The following is a 19629-nucleotide window of genomic DNA, read 5'->3' as shown; positions in this document are numbered from 1 at the left end:
GCCTTGTGCCAGAGGCGGTTTTTTTTGTCCCCAAAAGCGTCGCAGATCTTCAGCGGAGGAAATATATCCCTGTAAATGCCTATCAAAAAAGTTGTGTGATTCGACAAAATGATTTTAAACATAAAATGATAGTAAAGTATTTATAGACAAATTAATTCTCCTATTGTATAATCTATGCAGGTGAGATAAAATAGGAAGGCAGGTGGCCGGCAATATGTTTTCCCTCGGGCAGCGTATTCGTGAATTGCGTATGAAGAAAGGAATCACCCAGATTGACTTGGCAAAAGGTTTGTGCACCCCCAGCATGATTTCGCAGATCGAATCGGATCGGGCGCGACCGTCCTATAAGATTCTTTTCGCAATTGCAGAAAGGTTGGAAGTGCCGCTTGAGAAGCTATTGTCAGATGTCGATCTGAATTTGGAGTATGTGAGCACATATAAGATGGCGCGGGCGATGGTGGCAGCGAAGGAGCACAGTTCGGCGATCCCGTTGTTAAAAGAGCTGCTGGATACTCCGCGTTCCCAGATCTCGACGACGGATATCATGTTCGAACTGGCCGATTGCTATCTGCACACCGGGCAATTGGAGGATGCGGAACGGCTGTTCAACAATGTTTACGAGCTATCCATCCTCCGTCAAGACCATCAGCAACAGGCTCTCACCTTGAAAAACATCGGTCACATCGAATTCCGCCGCAAACGCTATCAACTGGCCGCCTATCAATGGCACAAAGGGTTGGAAGAAGCGGACAAAATGGACGAGCAAGACGTGTTTTTGAAAGCGGGCATTTTGTTCAACTTGGGGTTGGTTCATTCCAAGCTGGGGAATTTGGAAGATGCGGTCGATTACTTCAACGGAGCGTCCGGCCTTTACGAATGTTCGAACAGCCTGTATCAAGTCGGCAAAGTGTACATGGGGCTTGGCATGAGTTATAAACGCCTCAACGACTTGGAGAAAGCGTCGGCCTATTCGGAGCGGGCAACGGCTATTTTTGAGGGTTTGGACAATGTGCTCATGACGGTCAAAACGCAAGTGACTTGCGCTGTTCTACACGGCCAACAGGGTCGAGGAGAAGAAGCAAAGCGAATGCTGCAGGATGCGATCGTCAAACTCCAAGAACTGGGGCAACGAGAGGAAGAGGGCATGGCGAAAGTGGAATTGGCCAAGCTTTTGTTTCTCGAAGGGGAATTTCAAGAGGCGGAAGAGTTGTGTCGAGAGGCCCGAGCACTATTGCCAGAATTACACCTGTATCAGGCTTGGATCAATCGCGTGTACGGGCGGATGGCCGTTAAGCGGTCACAGCGCGAGGAAGCGATTCGTCGTCTGCAGTCGGCCGCCGATTGTTTCAAGCAGATGGATGAAGTCAAGGAATGGGATGACACGATGTACGAGCTTGCCGGACTGTATCTCGAAGCAAACGAACACAAGCAGGCAGTCGGCATCTTAGAGGAAATTCGTAGATATAGTCGGCAGATATTAGAAGAGAGGGGAATTGTATTATGAAAAAAGCTGGACTTCTTGTTTTGCTCGCCGCCGCAGCGCTCGCGATGAACACCGCTACAGCATCTGCAGCGGGCACTGAGATTTTTTGGCCGGACCCGGAAGTTGTGAGCCCGCTGGCCACACAACCGCTCGTGTAGACGAACGTAGCAGATCGACAACAGAAGGATGCAGAAGAGCCTCGCCGATCGGTGAGGCTCTTTTTCGCGTACCTTGCGTACCGCTAGATAATACACTAAGACAGCTTGGCACAGTGTACCAAAAGCAGATCGCCTAGCTGAGGCTCTTCAGATGCTCCGTATCATTGAGCACCCGCACCATGCGTTGCGGCTCTCGATGCACCAACACATGAATCGCCGTATCTCCCGAGTGGAAATAGCAAGTGTTCAGCACCGGCATCCGCAAGAAAGACTGGAGCAGTGCGGAGATCATCCCGCCGTGTGAAACGATTGCGATCCGCTCGTTTCTCCCGGCACAGGTCGTGATGATCTGTGACAAGACACTTTCTGCCCGCATTCGAAATTGAAACCACGACTCGCCTTCCTCGAATGGCACATGCGGCAAGGTCGGGATCGGATGGAGTCGATCGCCTTCTGCAAGCGGCAGTCCGGCCTGCTTGCCATTGTTGATCTCCATCAGATCGGGCAACAGTTCCAAGGGGCAACCGACCGCCTCAGACAACAGGGTGGCCGTCTCTTGTGCTCGCAGCAATGTGCTTCCGAAAATGAGTTCAGGCGGCATCTCCGCTTGTACTCGTGCCGCCATCGCCCGCACCTGCTGTCGGCCGCGCTCCGTCAAGGGGAAATCGGCCCGACCTTCGTGCACCTGCAACAGATCGGCTTCAGACTCCCCGTGACGAATCAGCAAGATCTCCATTTCTTCTCTGCCTCCTTTGCTCTCCTGAACACACAGCATACTCGCAACTTCCAGCGCAGGCAAGCAAAAAACCAGTGGATGCGCAATTCTTCTTGGTCGAGCTTCACACAGGAGCAGGAAAGAATTACAATTAAAAGAGAAACGGAGGGAGCACAAGATGTATACTCCGCAACATTTTAAGGTTGTTGATGTCGCTGAAATCAAGCAGATGATCGAAGCACAACCGTTTGGCATTCTCTTCTCGCAAACGGAGCAAGGTCCGATGGGCACACACCTGCCGTTCTTCTTGGTGGATGAAGGAGAGTACGGCGTGCTCTACGGACACATGGCGCGGGCCAACCCGCATTGGCAGAGCACAGTCGATAACGTGTTGGTCGTCTTTTCTGGCCCGCATCACTACATTTCACCGACCTGGTACCAAAAGGCGGACAATGTGCCGACGTGGAACTATACGGCGGTGCACGCGTATGGCAAGATCGAAGTGTTCGAGGAGCGGGAAGCGCTGTTGGAACTGTTGGATCGATCGGTGGACTTCTTTGAATCGGGGTTGCCCAAGCCTTGGAAGATGGCAGAAAGCCAAGATTATGCCGAGCGCATCTTGGGCGGGATCGTCGGGTTTAAAATCGTGCTCACGAAGTTGGAAGGCAAGCAAAAACTCAATCAAAATAAATCTCCAGAACTGCAGCAACATGTGGTCGAAGCGCTTCGCTCTCAAGACAGCGCCCAAGCAGCTGCGGTCGCTGAATTGATGGAGCGACAGGCGACTAAGAAAATGGCAAAGGAGTAATCTCCGATGAACAAAACGCTCAGCGCCGAATTGAACCTGTTTATGAAGCGGTACGAAGACGCCACCAACTCGCATGACTTTGCGCAGGTGGCAGAGTTGATCGCCGAAGATGCGGTCTACTGGTTTACCGACAGCAATTGTGAAGGCACCGCCGAGATCCAAGCCTATTTTGACAAAGGTTGGGCGACCGTTTTGGAGGAAGTGTACAGCATTCGCGGCGTGCGCTGGCTGGCGCAAAGCGAGTCGGTGTCTACCTGCACGTATGAGTTCCATTGGCAGGGCCTGATCGACGGCGTGCTGCAAGCGGGCAGTGGGCGCGGCACCAACGTGTTGACCAAACGCGATGGGCGCTGGCAGATCGTTCATGAGCACTTGAGTGTCGTCCGCGATTGAACTTAAAATTATCTGATAAGACAGAAAAATAATGCACTCCACGAAATGTATCAGACCTTTCAAAAGGCGTACTTCGCTCTTGGGGCTTCACGCGACTGTTGCTTACAGCGGTCGTCAGCATCGTTTTGTGGGTAGTGCGTTCAAGTTCTTCGCATAAAGGAAAACGAGCAGGTGCGCGTTACGGCGCGCCTGCTCGTTTTTTCATCTATTTGGTCACGTGACATTCGCGCAAACAGGCGGTCACTTCGTTTTGGCGATCCTCTTCCGTCCAGCCGAGCAGTGTGCTCATCCGCATGGAGACCGCTTCGATCAACTCGCGCAGTTGCAACCCGCGAAACCGCCCCAGTTCGGTGCGGCGAGAGATGATGTCATCGAGATGGTTGGCCTGTTCCCAGCGCACCATGTAGGCGATCTCCGCCTCAAGCAGTGGGACGTTCGGCACGACAGGTCGGGCAACACCTGTGGACAGCACCGCTTCCACGCGGTCGCCGTAGCGGTGGAGCAAGCTGCGGGCTTCTGTCTCGGATAGAGCATACCGTTCGATGAGCTGACCGACTTCAAGTTGCCACCAGCTCTCGATGTTGGCAAGCGGGATTTCTTTGGCTCCGAACAGCGGCAGGCGGGCGGACAACTCGTCGCGGCGCGTCCAGTCACCGTTTGCTCCAAGCGAGTTGCGAAGCGTGTTCAACACGCGCTCGGCCATCTTGCGGTAAGCGGTGAGTTTGCCGCCCGCGATGGTGATCAGCCCCGCAGGCGAGACCCAGATTTCATCTTCGCGTGAGACGTCTTTCGTGTCTTTGCCCTCTTCACTACCGCCAGCGGTCACCAAAGGCCGCACGCCCGACCAGATGCCGATCACGTCCGCTCGCGTCAGGAGCAGATCGGGTCGCAAAGAGTTGACGATGTCGAGCAGATACGCGATCTCCTGCTCGGGAACGTCGGGATGAAGCAAATCCCCAGCATATCGTTTGTCGGTCGTGCCGACATAGCAGATGTCCCCTTTAGGAATCAGGAAGACCAGTCGGCCATCTTGCGTCTGCACGGCGAGCGCGTGCGGCAACGGGAGCCTCTTTGCATCAAAGGAGAGGTGAATCCCGCGGCTGTGCGTCACGCGCGTTGCACGGCGGTGGGCGTGGGGTCGAGAAACGTCTTGCCCAGCCGCCACCTGCTGGAACGACTCGGCTGGAGCAGGGTCTTGCCCTTGCTCCAGCGCCAGCACATCTTCAATCCACGGCCCGGCCGCATTGACCACCACGCGCCCGCTGACGACGATCGGCTGTCCGGACACGCGGTCATGGGCGACGACGCCGCACACTTTGCCGTCGGCGTGGAGCAGATTTCGCACCGGGCAGTCATTGAGTACCACGGCACCCCATTCGCTGGCGCTTTGCAACGTCGCCAAGGTCAGCCGAGCGTCATCTGTCACATATTCGTGATACAACACGCCGCCTTGCAGCCCGTGGGGAGACAGATGAGGATGAGACTGCAACAACTTCGCGGCGGAAAGCACTTGGCGCCGCTCCTTTTTCACGACGCCTGCCAAGCGGTCATAGAGCCAGATCGCCGTCGCCATCGTCAGTTTTCCATGTTGCATCCCGCGATAAATCGGCAACACAAACGGCACCGGCTCGACCAGATGCGGGGCGAGCCGACGCAACACCGCCCGCTCCGAACCGGCTTCCCGCACGAGGCGCACATGCCCTTGGGCCAGATAGCGCAACCCGCCGTGGATCAGCTTGGTCGAGCGAGAAGATGTTCCCGCCGCAAAATCGGCAGCCTCCAACACGGCCACGCGCAGCCCGGCCAGCGACGCTTCGCGCGCGATGCCAGCCCCGGTGATTCCGCCTCCGATGACGATCACATCGTACACGTCTTGCCGCAACCGTTCGACCCAGTGCGAGCGGGGACGACCCATCCAACCGCTTTCTGTCATCTCTCCTTCACCTCATCCTTCTGCTCAGGTTCTACTTTTGCTCAGCTTCTATGAAAAAAGTTCTGCTTGTGCTCAACTATTGATATCTAAATTATACTCCTAAGTCAGTTTCGCTGTAAATCTCATTAAAAAGAAATCGGCACGTGAAAAAAGAGCAGGAGCCCATGTGAGGACTCCTGCTCTTGGTACGATTACGAGGATGCGCGACTGTCGTGGTGTCCCTCTAGACACGGAACAAATTCGATGGGTTGTGATGAGCGGCCTCGTTCCGAACCGTCCGTTTGCTTAAAGACGTAGCGAACCAAGAGCCAAACACCTGTAAAAATAACCCCCATGAAAAAAGCTTCCGCAAGAAACATCCATATACTGCCCAAGCAATTTCACCTCATCGTAAGTATTTTTCTTCTCCTTTAAAGATACGCGAAAACCAGACAAAATAAAATGGGTATTTTGTGCCTTTTGCGACCGTCGGGTATAATAGGAGCAGGTAAAGTAAGGGCGGGGTGACAGATGCGAATCGATGAACTTGGCGAATTTGGCCTGATCGACAGGCTGGCCGCACGGTTAGGCCAAGGGGATGAGAGCGTTGTTGTCGGCATCGGCGATGATGCTGCTGTTTTACAATATGCGTCAAACATGCAAGTGGTGACGACGACCGATATGTTGGTCGAGGGCGTCCATTTCCGCCGCGATACGATCGATGACCGCTCGCTCGGCTACAGATCGCTCGCCGTTTCGATCTCCGACATCGCCGCGATGGGCGGACGGGCCAAACATGCTGTGATTTCATTGGCGATTCCGGTCGATCTTGAGGTGGAGCGTCTGGAAGAGCTATACATAGGTGTTCAGGAGATATGCACAGAATATGGAACATATGTGGTCGGCGGCGACGTGGTGAAAACGACGGGGCCGTTTGTGATATCGGTGACGGTGTTAGGGGAAGTGGAGTGCGGTCGCGCTTTGCTGCGCTCCGGCGCTCGGCCTGGCGATCTGATCTTTTTGACTGGCACGGCGGGAGGCTCGGCGGCTGGACTTGATCTGTTGCTGCACGGGCAAGGGATCGAGCTTGCTATCGAGCAAAAAAGCGATCTATTGCGTTTTCATCAGCGTCCCGCTCCGCAAATCCTGGCCGGACGACTGTTGCAAGCGGGCGGTTGCACGTCGGCCAACGATGTGTCGGATGGCGTGTCGAGCGAACTGCATGAGATCAGCAAGCAAAGTGGAGTCAAACTGGTGGTGGAGGCTGAGCAGATTCCCCTGCACGACAGCGTGCGTGCCTATGCCGCCTTGCGCGGTCGCGACCCGCTGGAATGGGCGCTATTTGGCGGGGAAGATTACCAGTTGATCGGCACGATCGATCCGGCCATGCAAGAGCAGATCAAGGCTCGCTTTGCAGAAGCGGGTGTGGAGTTTACGATCATCGGGCAGGTCGAAGCGGGGGCTGGTGTGACCTTGATGCAAGACGGGGTTGGCCGCGAATTGCCTGCAAAAGGATTTAATCATTTTGGGAGCTGACATGATGTTGACCTATCACACGACAACGGTGGAAGAGACGCAAGCGGTGGCGCGTGCGCTCGGAGCGATTGTGCAGCCGGGCGATCTGCTCTGCCTGTCGGGCGATCTCGGTGCGGGCAAGACGACTTTTACACAAGGTCTGGCCCGAGGCTTGGGCGTGGAAGAGCCGGTCTCTTCGCCGACGTTTACGATCATTAAGGAGTATGATGAAGGGCGCATCCCTCTGTATCATATGGACATCTACCGCTTGGGCGAGTCGGCGGCAGAAGAAGAGTTGGGATTTGACGATTATTTTTATGGCGAGGGCGTGTCGGTTGTGGAGTGGGCCGAATGGTTGCAGGAGGTACTGCCTGCCGACCGAGTGCAGGTGGTGCACAACCTGACCCCGACGCACCGCGAGATCACGTTTGCGGCGACAGGCCCGCGTTCGGAAGCAAGGCTAAAGGAGTTGGAGAAGACGTGCCCTACCTGGCGATAGATACGGCCACCCAGACGCTGAGCGTCGCGGTTGGAGAAAAAGGAAAACTGCTCGGGGAAGCGACCACCCAGTTGTCGCGCAACCATTCGGTGAAGATGATGCCACTGCTCGAAGGATTGATGAGCAACCTCGACCTCACGCCCGACAGCTTGCAAGGCATCGTCGTCGGACGCGGCCCCGGTTCCTACACGGGCGTGCGCATCGCGGTGACCGCGGTGAAGGCGTTCGCGATGGCATTGAACATTCCGCTGGTCGGCGTCTCTTCGCTCGATGGATTGGCACGGCATGGGGAACTGAGCGATGCGCTGGTCGTGCCGATGTTCGACGCTCGCCGGAAGCAGGCGTACACCGCGTTTTACGAGCAGCAGAACGGAGTTTTTGAAAAGATTGCAGAAGATCGGTTGTTGGTGCTCGACGATCTGATCAAAGCGATCAACTCGCGGATGGTGGTGCGCCGTTTGGACAAGCGTCCGGTCAAAGTGCTGTTGCTCGGCGACGGCGCGCAGGCGCATCGCGAAGAGCTTCGCGAACGACTTGGCGAAAAGGCGCAATTTGCCCCGTCTCCGAGTCATGACTTCGTGCGAGCCGCTCATTTGCTCGATGTCGGCATTCCGCTGATCGAAGCTGGTGAGACGCACGATGCGGCGACCTTTGCCCCCGAATATTTGCAGTTGGTCGAAGCGGAGAAAAAATGGCTGGAGGCGCAGCAAGCGGGAGGGACGACGCAGTGACAGACCCGCTTGGCTACCGGAAGATGGTGCTGGAAGACCTCGACCGGGTGATGGAGATCGAGCATCAATCATTTACGCTGCCGTGGTCGCGCGAGGCGTATGAGGCAGAATTGACGAAGAACCATTTTGCGAAATATTTAGTGGCGACGCTGGGCGATGTGGTGGTTGGCTATGCGGGGATGTGGGTGATTTTAGACGAAGCGCACATCACCAACATCGCGATCGACCCGAGCGTGCGCGGGCGGCAACTCGGGGAGCGACTGATGCGGGAAATGATGGCTTGGAGCATGGCGAACGGAGCGGAGCGGATGACGCTAGAGGTGCGAGTTTCCAACCTGCCTGCGCAAAAGCTATATGACAAGTTGGGCTTCCAAAGCTACGGCATCCGCAAAGGTTATTACACGGACAACAACGAAGACGCGATGATCATGTGGGCGGAGATGCCTCGTGCAGACGCGGAGTTGGGAATGGAGTAGATCCGCATGAGCTTTGTTGATAGAATCCGCAGCAAATATGAGCAAGATCGAGCGGCTGGCAAACCGGTGGTGATCTTGGGCATCGAGACGAGCTGCGACGAGACCTCAGCGGCGGTGATTCGCGATGGCAAGGAGATCTTGTCCAATGTGATCGCCTCGCAGATCGAAATTCACAAGCGCTTTGGCGGTGTCGTGCCGGAAGTGGCCTCGCGCAAACATGTCGAAAGCATCAGCGGCGTCGTCGATGCAGCGCTGGAACAGGCCGGTCTGACGCTGGACGACCTGTCTGCTGTGGCGGTGACCTACGGGCCCGGTTTGGTCGGGGCGCTGTTGACCGGAGTGGCATTTGCCAAAGGGCTTTGCTGGGCGAAAGGCATTCCGATGATCGGAGTGCAACACATTGCCGGGCACATCTACGCCAACTTTTTGTCGGGCGGGATGGAGCCACCATTGATCGCTTTGGTCGTGTCCGGCGGGCACACCGAGCTTGTGCACATGCCGACCCACGGCGAGTTCTCCTTCCTGGGCCGCACCCGCGATGATGCGGCAGGCGAGGCGTACGACAAAGTGGCTCGTTCGATGGGCCTTGATTACCCTGGCGGCCCGTTGATCGACCGTCTGGCGCAAACGGGGAATCCGGAGGCGTATGCCTTCCCGCGCGCTTGGATCGATGAGCAGTCGATGGACTTTTCCTTCTCGGGGTTGAAATCGGCGGTGATCAATGCGTTGCACAACGCTGAGCAACGCGGTGAGGAGATCGTGCGTGAGGATGTCGCCGCCTCATTTCAAGCGGCTGTCGTCGAAGTGCTCGTGGAAAAAACGGTGCGGGCGGTGGAGCGGACAGGTGTCCGCAACGTGGTCGTCGCGGGAGGTGTCGCCGCCAACAAAGGTCTGCGTAAGCGGCTGACCGAACGTGCCGCCGAAGCGTCTTTTCACGTCCACTTCCCCACGCTCGACCTCTGCACAGACAATGCGGCGATGATCGCAGCCGCTGCTTTCCCGCTGTACGAAGCAGGACAGTTCCACGATCTCGATCTGAACGCGCTGGCCAGCCTTAGCTTGACCAAATGGGCGGATACGCCGACGATCTGACAAATCAAGGACGTCTAAAACTACGCTTGGCCATAAAAAAAGCAACAGCACCCGTAAAGGGTGCTGTTTGCGTTTCAAGCGATATTAGAAGCCCCACCAGTAAACGTGCATACCTTGAGCATAGGCAACAGCCAGGTTTTGCTTGAAGGTTGCCGATTTCAGGTTCGTTGCATCGGTGGCGTTGGAGATGAAGCCAGTTTCACCGAGGGATGCCGGCATGTTGGTGTAGTGCAGAACGTAGAAGTCTGCAGATTTAACACCGCGCAGGGTGGAGTAGTTTGCTTTCAGCTTGTTGTACAGGTCGGTCGCAAGTTTTTGACCGTTGGTGCTGCCCGGATAGTAGTACGTTTCCAGACCGTTCGGGGTCGTAGTGGAGTACGAGTTGATGTGGAAGGATACGAAGAAGTTCGCACCTTTGTTGTTCGCAAACGTCGTGCGGTCTGCCAGGGTCAGCGTGGTGTTAGCAGTACGAGTCATGTGTACAGTAGCCGGGTAGTTCGCGACGATGTAGTTTTTGGAACGGGTCGCGATGTCGAGTACGACTGCTGCTTCTTCGATGCCGTTGCCAACAGCACCCGGATCGGAACCGCCGTGGCCCGGGTCGAGCACGATGATCGGGTTCGCTACTTCGATGGATGCTTCAGTGCCTTTTGCAGAAGATTTCCCATCGTTCGCAGATTTCAGCGCCGGGTTGTAGTTCGCCGGTGCTTGTTCGGAGGTGGAAAGACCTTCCGGTGCGATCGCGTTGATCGAGTTGTCCTTAGCAGCCAGTGCAGGCGTGGACAGGATGCTGGTGCAAACGAGTGCTGCTACCAAAGTTTTAGACATTTTCATAGATAACCTCTCCCTTAAATGAGTTCTATAATATTTTCTATATCAAAGCGCGATGCGCTCCGTATAGACAGCTTGAGATCCGGCTAGAACAACAGCCGAATGTTTTGCGGCAGGTCCTTCCAAAAGGCATCCCACCTGCTTGCCGTCAGATTTTCCTTGTACAAGCCGTAGCCTGACGATTCTTTTTGTGCTTCCATCCAAGTGCGGAATTGAGTCGTCTGCTTGTCCTGATAGAGGAGTTCGTTAATTTTTTTGCGGACTTCTGGATAGGTCTGTTGGTACGCGGTGGTGACATCTTCAATGACCACCCAATAGATCCACGCCCCGTCCTGAATCGGTCCGGTCACTTGATCTTTCGGTGCTTGGAAGGCCGCTTCGGCGAGCACCTCCGATGTGTTTTGTGCAAATGTGCCTTGGGAGGTCAACTCTTCCCAACTGTGTACCCGGCCGTCCGGGTCGATCGGAAACTCTTCGATCACGCTTTGAAATTGTTCAGCGGAAACACCGTGCAGGCGGGAGCGCGTGGCAGCATCGTCCGCTTTGGCACGCAGATAGCGGATGGTGCGGAATTCTGGCACGTAGAACGCCTCTTTGTTCGTGTTGTAATAGGCGAGAATCTCTTCATCGGTGACCTTCACGTCCTGCGTGATGCGCTTTTTCAACTCAAAGCCTGTTAAGGCGCGGCGGTAGTTGTTTTTCGCGTCCTCTTCGGTCATGTTCATCTCTTTGAGCACGGAGGCGCGCTCGTCGGGCGTTGCGCCAAGTTGCAAGAGCTGTTGCTCGACGAAAGTTTCATCGGCGGAAATTCCGATCTGCCTTCCTTTGTAGAGCACGAGTTCTTCCAAACTGCGCCGCTCCAGCAGATTGTGCTCTTCCTCTTGGCTATAGCCGACCCCAGCGAACACGGAGGGACGCATCTCGATCCACTCTGCTTTGCGCAGAGCCTGATCTTCGACCACAAACACCAGCGGATTGTAATACAGCCCTGCATACAGCAACAGAGCGCCACTTAGTAAGATGACTAGACCACTTGCTGCTATCCAGATACGTTTCTTCATCTCATCACCTGTCATGTCATGCATTCGGACGAATCAGGAGTCCATAACCATATGATACTCACAAGTAACTAGCATTTCAATCAGAAAATTTTATTTTTTATAGTTTATTTGTAAAAATGAACGGAAACGCAATGCTGCTGTTCAGGTTATCAACAGCGTTGTACACATATCCACGAAGTTGTGCACAACCATTTGTGGATAACGCCAAGACCGCCTGTAACACAGCGTTTTCATGATCGACATCATTCCACAAAAAATTATGTAAAGTAGAAGCTGGTTTTGGGGATAAGTTATCGATTTTCGGGTGAAATGTTGAATTGTGGGGGCTCATTGCTGTGGATATCTCTGTGGATTGTGTGGATGAATTGAAAATTATAACTATTTACTCACAAGTTATGTGTGCGAATCCTAACTTCGAAAAGGGAAGTCGCGAGGCAGACTTTGCTTTTGCCTGATTTCGCTGTTTGTTGGGAATGCTGGTAACAAGTATCTTGTCGAAAAAGGAGTGACCATCGATGATGCTGATGCGAGTGGTGCTGCTCTGCCTGCTGTTCTCGATCCTGCCGCCGCTGCCAACTGTCCAAGCGTCTACGCTGGCGCACGATACGGCGCAAAAGCGCCAAGCTCTGCTCGTTTTGATCAATCGGCTGGGGTATGACGACCTCGCCGCCATGCCGGAATTGCAAAAGCTGTCACAGCAAGGGGCGATCGCCTTGATGAACGTCAACACAGGTGGCAAGCGCACCGACTCCAACGCCTATGTGACGATGGCAGCAGGCGCTCCTGCGACGCTGGAGCCCGTCGATGTCCAAGCGTTCAACGCCGATGAGCAATTTCAGGATGTGCCTGTCACGGCGGTTTATGCCGGGCTGCATGGCAGGCGGGCGGATCATGAAGTGTTGCTCTTGTCGCTTCCGAGCATCTTGCGCAAAGAGGAGCGGTGGAATTTTAAAGCGTCGGCCGTCTCGCTTGGCGAAGCGTTGTACCGCCACGGTCTGCGCGCAGCTGTGCTCGGTTCTGGCGATCGCGCAGACGTGCTGTGGCGTCCGGCCACCCTGTTCACCTCGGACGAAACTGGGCGCACGCCATATGGTGACGTGAGCAGTCGTCTGTTGGCCCGCGATCCAGCTCGTCCATACGGCGTGCGCACCGATTATGATCGTTTGTGGAGCGAATACCAAGCACTGCGCGGACAAGCATCGCTCGTCGTGTTCGACCTCGCCGATCTGTATCGCCTCGCCGAATATCGGCATCACCTCGACGAAACGCAGTGGGTCGCCCTGCGCCAAACGGTGCTACAGGAACTCGATCAATTTATCGGCAGACTCGCCGCTGAGCAACCGAGCGATCGCATGCTCCTGATCGCTTCCCCACAGGTGACTGTCGCCGCCAAGTCGGAAGCGGAATGGCTGAGCCCGGTGATCGCTGTGGGCGGTGGGATCGGCGCCGATTCGGTGCTGACCTCAGCGACGACGCGGCGTGAAGGCATCGTCTCCAACCTCGACGTCGCCCCGACGCTGCTCGACTTTCTTCAGGTGCCCAAGCCACAGGGGATGATCGGCTATCCACTGCAAGCGACTTCTGCGCTTGAGCAGCAGCGCCTTGGCGCGTTGAAAGCGGCGACCATCTGGACGTACAGCAACCGGGCGGTGGTGTTGGGCGTAGTCGGCACGTTGATCGGCTGTGGCCTGTTGCTGGCCGTGCTGCGCCTGTACCGCTTGCAGCTCGGGGTCAACCTTGGCGCGATCCGCGCCCTGCTGTGGGTGGCGTTGACGATGCCGCTCTGCCTGTACCTGTTGCCGATCTTGTGCCCGTCAGGATTGTGGGAGGTGGCGGGCGGACTTTGGGCGCTCTACCTGCTGTTTGCGGCGATCCCGTTTCGCATCCTGCCGTTTTGCCAAACGTTGACCGGTCGCCTGACTTGGCTTTGCACGTGGACGATCGCCGTGGTCGTATGCGACACGTGGCAGGGCGGGTTGCTCGCCAAGCGCGGACTGCTTTCCTACGACCCGATCGTCGGGGCGCGCTATTACGGGGTCGGCAATGAATACATGGGCGTGGTGGTCGGAGCGGCCGCGCTGCTCTATGCGATGTTGCTCCATTCCAGCCGAGTCAGACGGCGCGGGCTCGGCGCTTCCGCGGTGCTTGGCGGGCTGTTGCTCACCGCCTTTTTCGCTTCGCCCGCTTTGGGGACAAACACGGGCGGCGCACTGACGATGGCCGCGACGACCGGACTTTGTTTCGCGATGCAAAAGCGCTGGCGACCGCTCCCGACGCTCGGCGTGCTGGCCGCATCGCTGTGCGTGGGGGCGGGGCTCTTGATCCTGCTCAACCAACCCAGCGCGCCTCCCTCTCACATCGGTGCGGCAGCGGGGCAGGTGCTGACCGGAGGCTTTGAAGAGATGGCGCGAATCTTCGCCCGCAAGTCGGACATGTTCGTCCGCCTGCTGTTCTCGTCGATCTGGCCGACCGTATTCCTGCTGTTTTTGTCCCTGTTTGTCTATCTGCTGTACCGCGATCAAAAAAGAGCGTGGCAGACGCGCTATCCCGAGTACAGATCGGTGATCGGCGGTATGCTCACAGGCGCTGTGGTCGGCCTGTTCACCAACGACTCGGGCATCGTCGTGTTGGGCTTGATATCGTTGTTCGCCTTGTTCCCGACCATGTTGATCTGGCTGGAACTCGACACGGGTCCGATGCGAACGCCAAAACGCTCCGTCTCTCTGCGGCGCTGAAAGCGACGGCAGCGTGGCGGGCAGTTCCTGTTCACGTTCGCTTCAGGTCGGCTCGTTTGGGTAGGGGTTACCTCACAGGCCGTTTGCCAGCAGATGTCGGCAACGGCCTTTTCTGTGCGGTGCGGGCCTTGGGCCGACTGCTCGTCACCACGTTTTCCTGCGGGCGAGTGACCGAGGGCATTTATCGTTCAATCGTTCAACCAAGTTGCTTGCCTTTAGTTTGTCATTTGATTGTTGAAATTGATTCCTATTCCAGATTACTTGGGAGTGATATAATTTCCCAAGCTATCTATCAAAGCTAGAGGAGATGACAGCCATTATGCAAAATTCACAAACATTTGAAGAGGTTCGCGACAGTTTGCTCCAGCATCCCGTGTATCAAAAATTGACCTCGGCCGAGCGCGTGCGACAGTTTATGGAACATCACGTGTTTGCCGTCTGGGATTTTATGAGTTTGCTCAAGCGTTTGCAGCGCGACCTGACTGTGACCACCGTGCCTTGGATGCCAGGGCGCGAGGCGCAATATGCCCGCTTTATCAATGAGATCGTGCTTGGGGAAGAAACGGACGAGGACGGGCGCGGAGGATACATCTCACATTTCGATCTTTATATAGAAGCGATGGAAGAAGCAGGTGCTGACACCGCTCCGATTCGTCAGTTCTTAGCGCGGTTGGCTGCAGGCAGCACGCCAGCAGAAGCGCTGAACGCTGCGGACATCCCGCAGTCGGTGCGGCAGTTTGTCGAAACGACGCTCGACATCGCGTTGCATGGACAATCGCATCAGGTGGCCGCCGCCTTTTTCTATGGGCGCGAAGACATCATCCCTGACATGTTCACCCACCTCGTTCGGGAACTTGAGGCCAGCGGCAAGTCGGCCGAACGCCTTTTGTACTATTTGAAGCGTCACATCGAACTGGACGGAGATGAACACGGCCCGTTGGCGGAGCGACTTTTGTCCTATCTGTGCGCAGGTGATCCGCAAAAAGAACAAGAAGCGTTGGCGACAGCGAAGCAATGTTTGCAAAGCAGAGTCCAGCTTTGGGATGGAGTTTCCAATTCTCTTACAAAATAAATCATGGTAGTTAAAAATTTTTAGTTTGACTATCATCAAAATGATGATTACGACTCTTTGTGTTTATCGCCACTTGAGGTATAGTTTATTTCAGGGAGGTGACACAAATGAAGAATGAGTTGGATCAGTTAGAGGTCGTCGAAGTGGCAGATTTGCAAGTTGGACATGCGTTTCACACGTTTATGTTTCAGTCGCACATGGAGGACGAACCAGAAGAAGCATGAATCACAAGCGGGTAGGCTTGTTTTCGGCATAGAGAAGTGAAGGTACTTGGAGAGTGCAGGTATCGGACGCTTCTCTATCTTTATGAAGACGACCGTAATTGAGGGGATTACCGATGAGAAAAGTAATGATTGTGTTTCCGCCAACGACGGAAGCACGTCTCTTCCCCTACCTGAGTTTGCCGATGATCACCGCCTTTCTGCGCCGCGCCGGCGTCGATGTGGGCCAATACGACTTTAATTTGGACCTCTGCCACCGCCTGTTTTCGAAAAAGAGCCTCGGTGACTTTTTGCACAGACAGGAGCGCACGTCAGTTGGATTGCTGAAGCAGGAATATCGCACCGAACTTGCCCGCTTTTTGCTGCGCCACCATGATACGCTGTGGCGTGATGTGATCGAAAAAGCGACGGGGTCTGTGCGCGAAACGGCCACAGGGCTGCCCTTTGTTCGCCAAGGGGTGGAATTGCTGCTCGAAGGTTCGATCGTGAAAGAAGAGATCACCTCGCTCGCTCGCATCGCCAGGCGCGCCGCGGAGTATGAGCAGTTGGCCGAAGGGGATTTTGCCGCTGCCGAACTGTACGCGATGCTCGTTGAAGGATTGGAGCGCGAGAAGCCTGACGTGTTTGCGCTGTCGGTGGCCTACTACAGCCAATTGTTGCCGACTTTATTGCTCGCCAAATGGGTCAAACAGTTGCGCCCACAGACGTTTGTCGTAGTGGGTGGACAGCAGATGATGCTGCGCCATGAGGAGATCTGCGCGCTGCCCGAATTTGTTCAGCACATCGATGGCATTGGGGTCGGTGCCGGAGAGGAGACGATGGACAAACTGCTGCAAGCGCTTTTTTCCAATTTGCCCAAGCAGGACGTGCCCGATTTTATCTGGATCGAGGACGGCATCGTGAGCTCGCGCGGGCCTCGTTCCAGCGTGCGCATTCAGGACGTGCCGACGCCCGATTTTACAGGCTTGCCCGTAAAGGGCTATCTGCATGAGGAGTTCCATTTTGGACTGACGACCTGTGTGGGTTGCTATTACGGGAAATGCGTGTTTTGCTCCTATGGCAATCGATCGCGGCGCGAGAAGAGCTATCAGCAGAAGACAGCACGGCAATTGGCGTCCGAGTGCCGGGAGTTAGTCGATACATACGGCGTGTCACGGATCAACTTTGTTGACGAAAACACCAATCTGCAACTTGTGCGTCATGCGATGCACCACCTGCGGGAACAGGGGTACAGCTTGCAGTTTACCACGCGCAACCGTTTGGAGCCGTGTCTGCTGGACAAGGCGTTCGTGCAGGAATTGAAAGAACTCGGTTGCGTGATGATGTCTACCGGATATGAGACCAATTCACAGCGCCTGCTCGACAGATTGGACAAAGGTGTACAGGCCAGCGACTACCAAGCGATCATCGACAACCTGCATGAAGCGGGGATACTTCTGCAGCTGTCGATCATGGGGGGCATTTTGGATGAAACGGAAGCTGAAGTGGCCGCCTCGCAAGCTTTCTTGGCAGAAAATGCGCACAAGATCGGCATCGATGTCATGCAGATGCTGGTGGCCGAGCCGAAGACTTATCTGACCGACGAGGCCGAGCGGTTTGACATCGTGTGGAAGGACACAGAAGAACTCAGGGGAAACCGGCTACTCAACTATGGGATGGGCCGGATGGGGAAAGATTTTTTGTACAAAGACGGGGATACATTTGCCAAGCGGTTGGAGCGGTTTGTCGAGATTTACGAAACGGTCACACCGCAGAAGAACAGCAACCTCGCGCCGCATAAGCGAAAGCGTGGTGCCAAGACACAGCCAGAGCCAGTAACGCGTGTACAGCTGTTGCCTTGGGTCCGCGTGATCGAGGCGGTGCAAAAGCCTGATCAGCCTCGGCAGAAGTTTGTGGCCGATCTGTTGTGGCAACGCCTGTATGTTTTGCCAGACGTCTTGATCCAGCAGGGGGATGAAGGGCTTTTGCTGGCAGAGCGCGAGGAGGGACACAGCGTCTTACAACTGTTTGTGCAAATGGAGTTAGGGCTACCTACATCGTAAGGAGGACGCTTATGGGGGCGTACACGATTCGAATGCCCAAGGTTGCAACAAAATTGGGACTTGGGCTTGGTATGGACTTGCCTTGGGGAGGCGAGATCGGTTTTCAACAAGACGCGGTGCAAGGCGAGACGATCACGCCAAAGATGAAGGCGTTTTTCGCAAAGTACCGAGGGGACTTTTCGTATCTCTTTTTCGCATTTCAGCCGAAAAATCGGAATCGGCTGCGAGCAGAAGATTATTTTACCGCCTATGACCGCTTGTTTGCGGAAGTGCCGGACATCAAGCATCGGGCGTTTCATCACACGATGCTGAACATGGGCTCGTTGGAGCCGTATGAGAAAGCGGAGATCATCGAGTTTACCAATGCGCTGATCGAGCGCTATCGATTGACATGGATTGTCGAGGACCTCGGACTGTGGTCGTTGCATGGCAAAGTCTTGCCATTTCCTTTGCCGCCCTATTTGACCCAAGAGGGGCTAAAGGCGTGCATTCGAAACATCGCGGAGTATCAGGAGAAGCTGTTGGCTCCGCTTTGTGTTGAGTTTGCTGGCTTCACGGAAGGTTCCAACTTTTATATCGGCGAGTTGGATGCGTTCGATTACTTTCGTGAGATCGCGATGGAGACCGGATCGCCTGTGACGATCGACCTTGGCCATGTGCTTAGTTATCAATGGCTGAAAGGGAACACGGGCGAGCGGATGTTTGAGGGATTGGAACGAATGCCGCTCGAGCATTGTTTTGAGTTCCATCTCTCTGGATGTCAGATCATCAAGGGCAAGTTTCGTGACCTGCATCATGGGGTGTTGCTCGATGAGCAGTTGCAGTTGCTGGAGTATTTGCTCCCGCGCTGCCCTCAGTTGAAAGCGGTCACGTACGAAGACCCTCACTATACAGAAGACGGAACGCTGATCGCCAAAGCCCAGCCGAACTTTTTACGCATGCAGGAAATCGTGGAAAGGTGGGCGGGAGCGTGACCGATCAGCTTGTGACGATCGATCGGGCGTTGTATCGGCTGTTGCATCAACGGACGTATCGCGAAGCATTTCTGGCTGGCAGGTATGCGGAGTTAGGCTGGTCGGAGCAGGTTGCCCAGGCGTTTGAGACGGTGGATCGTGACGAGCTGACAGCGACAGCCAAGCAGATCTCCCGCCGCCTGCTGGCAGGCGATCGCACGAGCAGCAAAGGGCTGCGCGGGGCGTTTGGTCGCGTGTTTCAGGCGCTGGAAGCGGCGGGGCGACCGGCGCTTGACGTGGTGGATGCGTTTGTCGAATCACAGCAGTACGAAGCCTATCGCGAAGTGCCGTATGCGGGGACAGGCATTTGCGTGGAAGAAGCATTTTATGAATTTTTGAAGCGTGATCAATGGTTCGTGCGCGATGAATGGTTGATGTGCCTGTTGACGCACGAATTTTTGACAGCGCTGCTCGGGATTTTGACGGTGAACCAAGCACCAGCGTTTGTTGTGCGTACCGAGTTGTTACAACAAAACGCAGTCGCTCGCTTTGCGCTCCAGCGCTACCCTCGCCAAGTGGCAGACGCTTTGGCCGGACGGGCGTTGCAAGGCGACGATGAGGTAATCTGGTTGTATGCGGCGACGACCGCACACTTTCTATCCGGCCCCGTGTCGCCACTCGTGGCAGAGTTGCTTTCGAGGACGGAAGGAGCTGTGGAGGCGGGAGCGGAGGAGCAGGTGCGGACAACGGTGCAAAAGCTGCAAAAGATGGGGTTGTTGAGTGGAGCATCGAAGGCTTAGGGGATTCCCCTGAGCCTTTTTTCATAGAAAATGATGGGTCTTTGACGAAAATTACATGTCCGACGTGATCCGAAAAACGCGAGGGTGACGGAAATTTTGGTAGGTTTTAAGCACGTAGCATTGCAGGGGAGC

Annotated in this window: 18 protein-coding genes; 14 read left to right on the top strand and 4 right to left on the bottom strand. The window is 55.4% G+C overall.

The window, feature by feature from the left end; genetic code table 11:
• The first annotated feature begins 214 nt into the window (after window positions 1–214).
• Window positions 215–1504, top strand: a complete 1290-nt coding sequence (locus CIG75_RS17710; RefSeq protein ID WP_094237852.1) for a helix-turn-helix domain-containing protein — start codon at window positions 215–217, stop codon at window positions 1502–1504.
• Window positions 1501–1641, top strand: a complete 141-nt coding sequence (locus tag CIG75_RS20840) for a hypothetical protein (RefSeq protein WP_157729630.1) — start codon at window positions 1501–1503, stop codon at window positions 1639–1641. Before CIG75_RS17710 ends, CIG75_RS20840 begins: the two co-directional genes overlap by 4 nt.
• Before the next feature lie 133 nt (window positions 1642–1774).
• Here the strand turns inward: CIG75_RS20840 and CIG75_RS17705 are convergent, their stop codons facing one another.
• The gene (locus tag CIG75_RS17705) at window positions 1775–2377 is read right to left on the bottom strand and encodes a histidine phosphatase family protein (protein WP_094237851.1); all 603 of its coding nucleotides are present in this window, start codon (window positions 2375–2377) and stop codon (window positions 1775–1777) included.
• Between the two features lie 157 nt (window positions 2378–2534).
• Here CIG75_RS17705 and CIG75_RS17700 point away from each other — a divergent pair, with 157 nt between their 5' ends.
• Window positions 2535–3164 (top strand): FMN-binding negative transcriptional regulator, encoded by a 630-nt coding sequence (locus tag CIG75_RS17700; protein WP_094237850.1) that lies wholly within the window; start codon window positions 2535–2537, stop codon window positions 3162–3164.
• A 6-nt stretch (window positions 3165–3170) separates the two neighbouring features.
• Window positions 3171–3557, top strand: coding sequence for a YybH family protein (locus tag CIG75_RS17695; RefSeq protein ID WP_094237849.1), 387 nt, complete (start codon window positions 3171–3173; stop codon window positions 3555–3557).
• A 205-nt stretch (window positions 3558–3762) separates the two neighbouring features.
• Here CIG75_RS17695 and CIG75_RS17690 read toward each other — a convergent pair whose 3' ends face one another.
• Window positions 3763–5490, bottom strand: coding sequence for a glycerol-3-phosphate dehydrogenase/oxidase (locus tag CIG75_RS17690; RefSeq protein ID WP_094237848.1), 1728 nt, complete (start codon window positions 5488–5490; stop codon window positions 3763–3765).
• A gap of 510 nt (window positions 5491–6000) precedes the next feature.
• On the opposite strand from CIG75_RS17690, the gene thiL reads away from it, so the two are divergent.
• From thiL to tsaD, 5 genes are read left to right on the top strand one after another with little or no spacing between them, the layout of a single operon-like run.
• Complete coding sequence (gene thiL, locus CIG75_RS17685) at window positions 6001–7005, top strand: thiamine-phosphate kinase (protein WP_094237847.1); 1005 nt, start codon at window positions 6001–6003, stop codon at window positions 7003–7005.
• A gap of 4 nt (window positions 7006–7009) precedes the next feature.
• Window positions 7010–7483, top strand: coding sequence for a tRNA (adenosine(37)-N6)-threonylcarbamoyltransferase complex ATPase subunit type 1 TsaE (tsaE, locus tag CIG75_RS17680; protein WP_227874444.1), 474 nt, complete (start codon window positions 7010–7012; stop codon window positions 7481–7483).
• On the top strand, window positions 7465–8214 hold the full coding sequence (tsaB, locus tag CIG75_RS17675; protein ID WP_094237845.1) for a tRNA (adenosine(37)-N6)-threonylcarbamoyltransferase complex dimerization subunit type 1 TsaB: 750 nt from the start codon (window positions 7465–7467) through the stop codon (window positions 8212–8214). Before tsaE ends, tsaB begins: the two co-directional genes overlap by 19 nt.
• The gene (rimI, locus tag CIG75_RS17670; RefSeq protein ID WP_407701267.1) at window positions 8175–8690 is read left to right on the top strand and encodes a ribosomal protein S18-alanine N-acetyltransferase; all 516 of its coding nucleotides are present in this window, start codon (window positions 8175–8177) and stop codon (window positions 8688–8690) included. Before tsaB ends, rimI begins: the two co-directional genes overlap by 40 nt.
• A 6-nt stretch (window positions 8691–8696) precedes the next feature.
• On the top strand, window positions 8697–9782 hold the full coding sequence (tsaD, locus tag CIG75_RS17665) for a tRNA (adenosine(37)-N6)-threonylcarbamoyltransferase complex transferase subunit TsaD (RefSeq protein ID WP_094237844.1): 1086 nt from the start codon (window positions 8697–8699) through the stop codon (window positions 9780–9782).
• A gap of 84 nt (window positions 9783–9866) precedes the next feature.
• On the opposite strand, the gene CIG75_RS17660 is transcribed toward tsaD, so the two are convergent.
• Window positions 9867–10616 carry an N-acetylmuramoyl-L-alanine amidase family protein gene (locus tag CIG75_RS17660; protein WP_094237843.1) on the bottom strand — a complete coding sequence of 250 codons (750 nt, stop codon included), beginning with the start codon at window positions 10614–10616 and terminating at the stop codon, window positions 9867–9869.
• A gap of 83 nt (window positions 10617–10699) precedes the next feature.
• The gene (locus tag CIG75_RS17655) at window positions 10700–11674 is read right to left on the bottom strand and encodes a peptidyl-prolyl cis-trans isomerase (protein ID WP_157729629.1); all 975 of its coding nucleotides are present in this window, start codon (window positions 11672–11674) and stop codon (window positions 10700–10702) included.
• Between the two features lie 515 nt (window positions 11675–12189).
• Here CIG75_RS17655 and CIG75_RS17650 point away from each other — a divergent pair.
• From CIG75_RS17650 to CIG75_RS17630, 5 genes are all read left to right on the top strand, one after another.
• A complete protein-coding gene (locus tag CIG75_RS17650; protein WP_094237841.1) occupies window positions 12190–14409 on the top strand; it encodes a hypothetical protein in 2220 nt (739 codons plus the stop codon).
• A gap of 319 nt (window positions 14410–14728) precedes the next feature.
• On the top strand, window positions 14729–15481 hold the full coding sequence (locus tag CIG75_RS17645; protein WP_227874275.1) for a DUF3050 domain-containing protein: 753 nt from the start codon (window positions 14729–14731) through the stop codon (window positions 15479–15481).
• Between the two features lie 337 nt (window positions 15482–15818).
• Window positions 15819–17744: a B12-binding domain-containing radical SAM protein gene (locus CIG75_RS17640; protein WP_094237839.1), complete on the top strand. Its 1926-nt coding sequence runs from the start codon at window positions 15819–15821 to the stop codon at window positions 17742–17744.
• 11 nt (window positions 17745–17755) lie between these two features.
• The gene (locus tag CIG75_RS17635) at window positions 17756–18718 is read left to right on the top strand and encodes a multinuclear nonheme iron-dependent oxidase (RefSeq protein ID WP_094237838.1); all 963 of its coding nucleotides are present in this window, start codon (window positions 17756–17758) and stop codon (window positions 18716–18718) included.
• The gene (locus CIG75_RS17630) at window positions 18715–19497 is read left to right on the top strand and encodes a hypothetical protein (protein ID WP_094237837.1); all 783 of its coding nucleotides are present in this window, start codon (window positions 18715–18717) and stop codon (window positions 19495–19497) included. Before CIG75_RS17635 ends, CIG75_RS17630 begins: the two co-directional genes overlap by 4 nt.
• The last annotated feature ends 132 nt before the right edge of the window (window positions 19498–19629 follow it).

Source organism: Tumebacillus algifaecis (assembly GCF_002243515.1).
Taxonomy (GTDB): Bacteria; Bacillota; Bacilli; order Tumebacillales; family Tumebacillaceae; genus Tumebacillus_A; species Tumebacillus_A algifaecis.
Note: the sequence above shows the minus strand (reverse complement) of the source record. Positions and strands in the feature narration are given on the sequence as shown.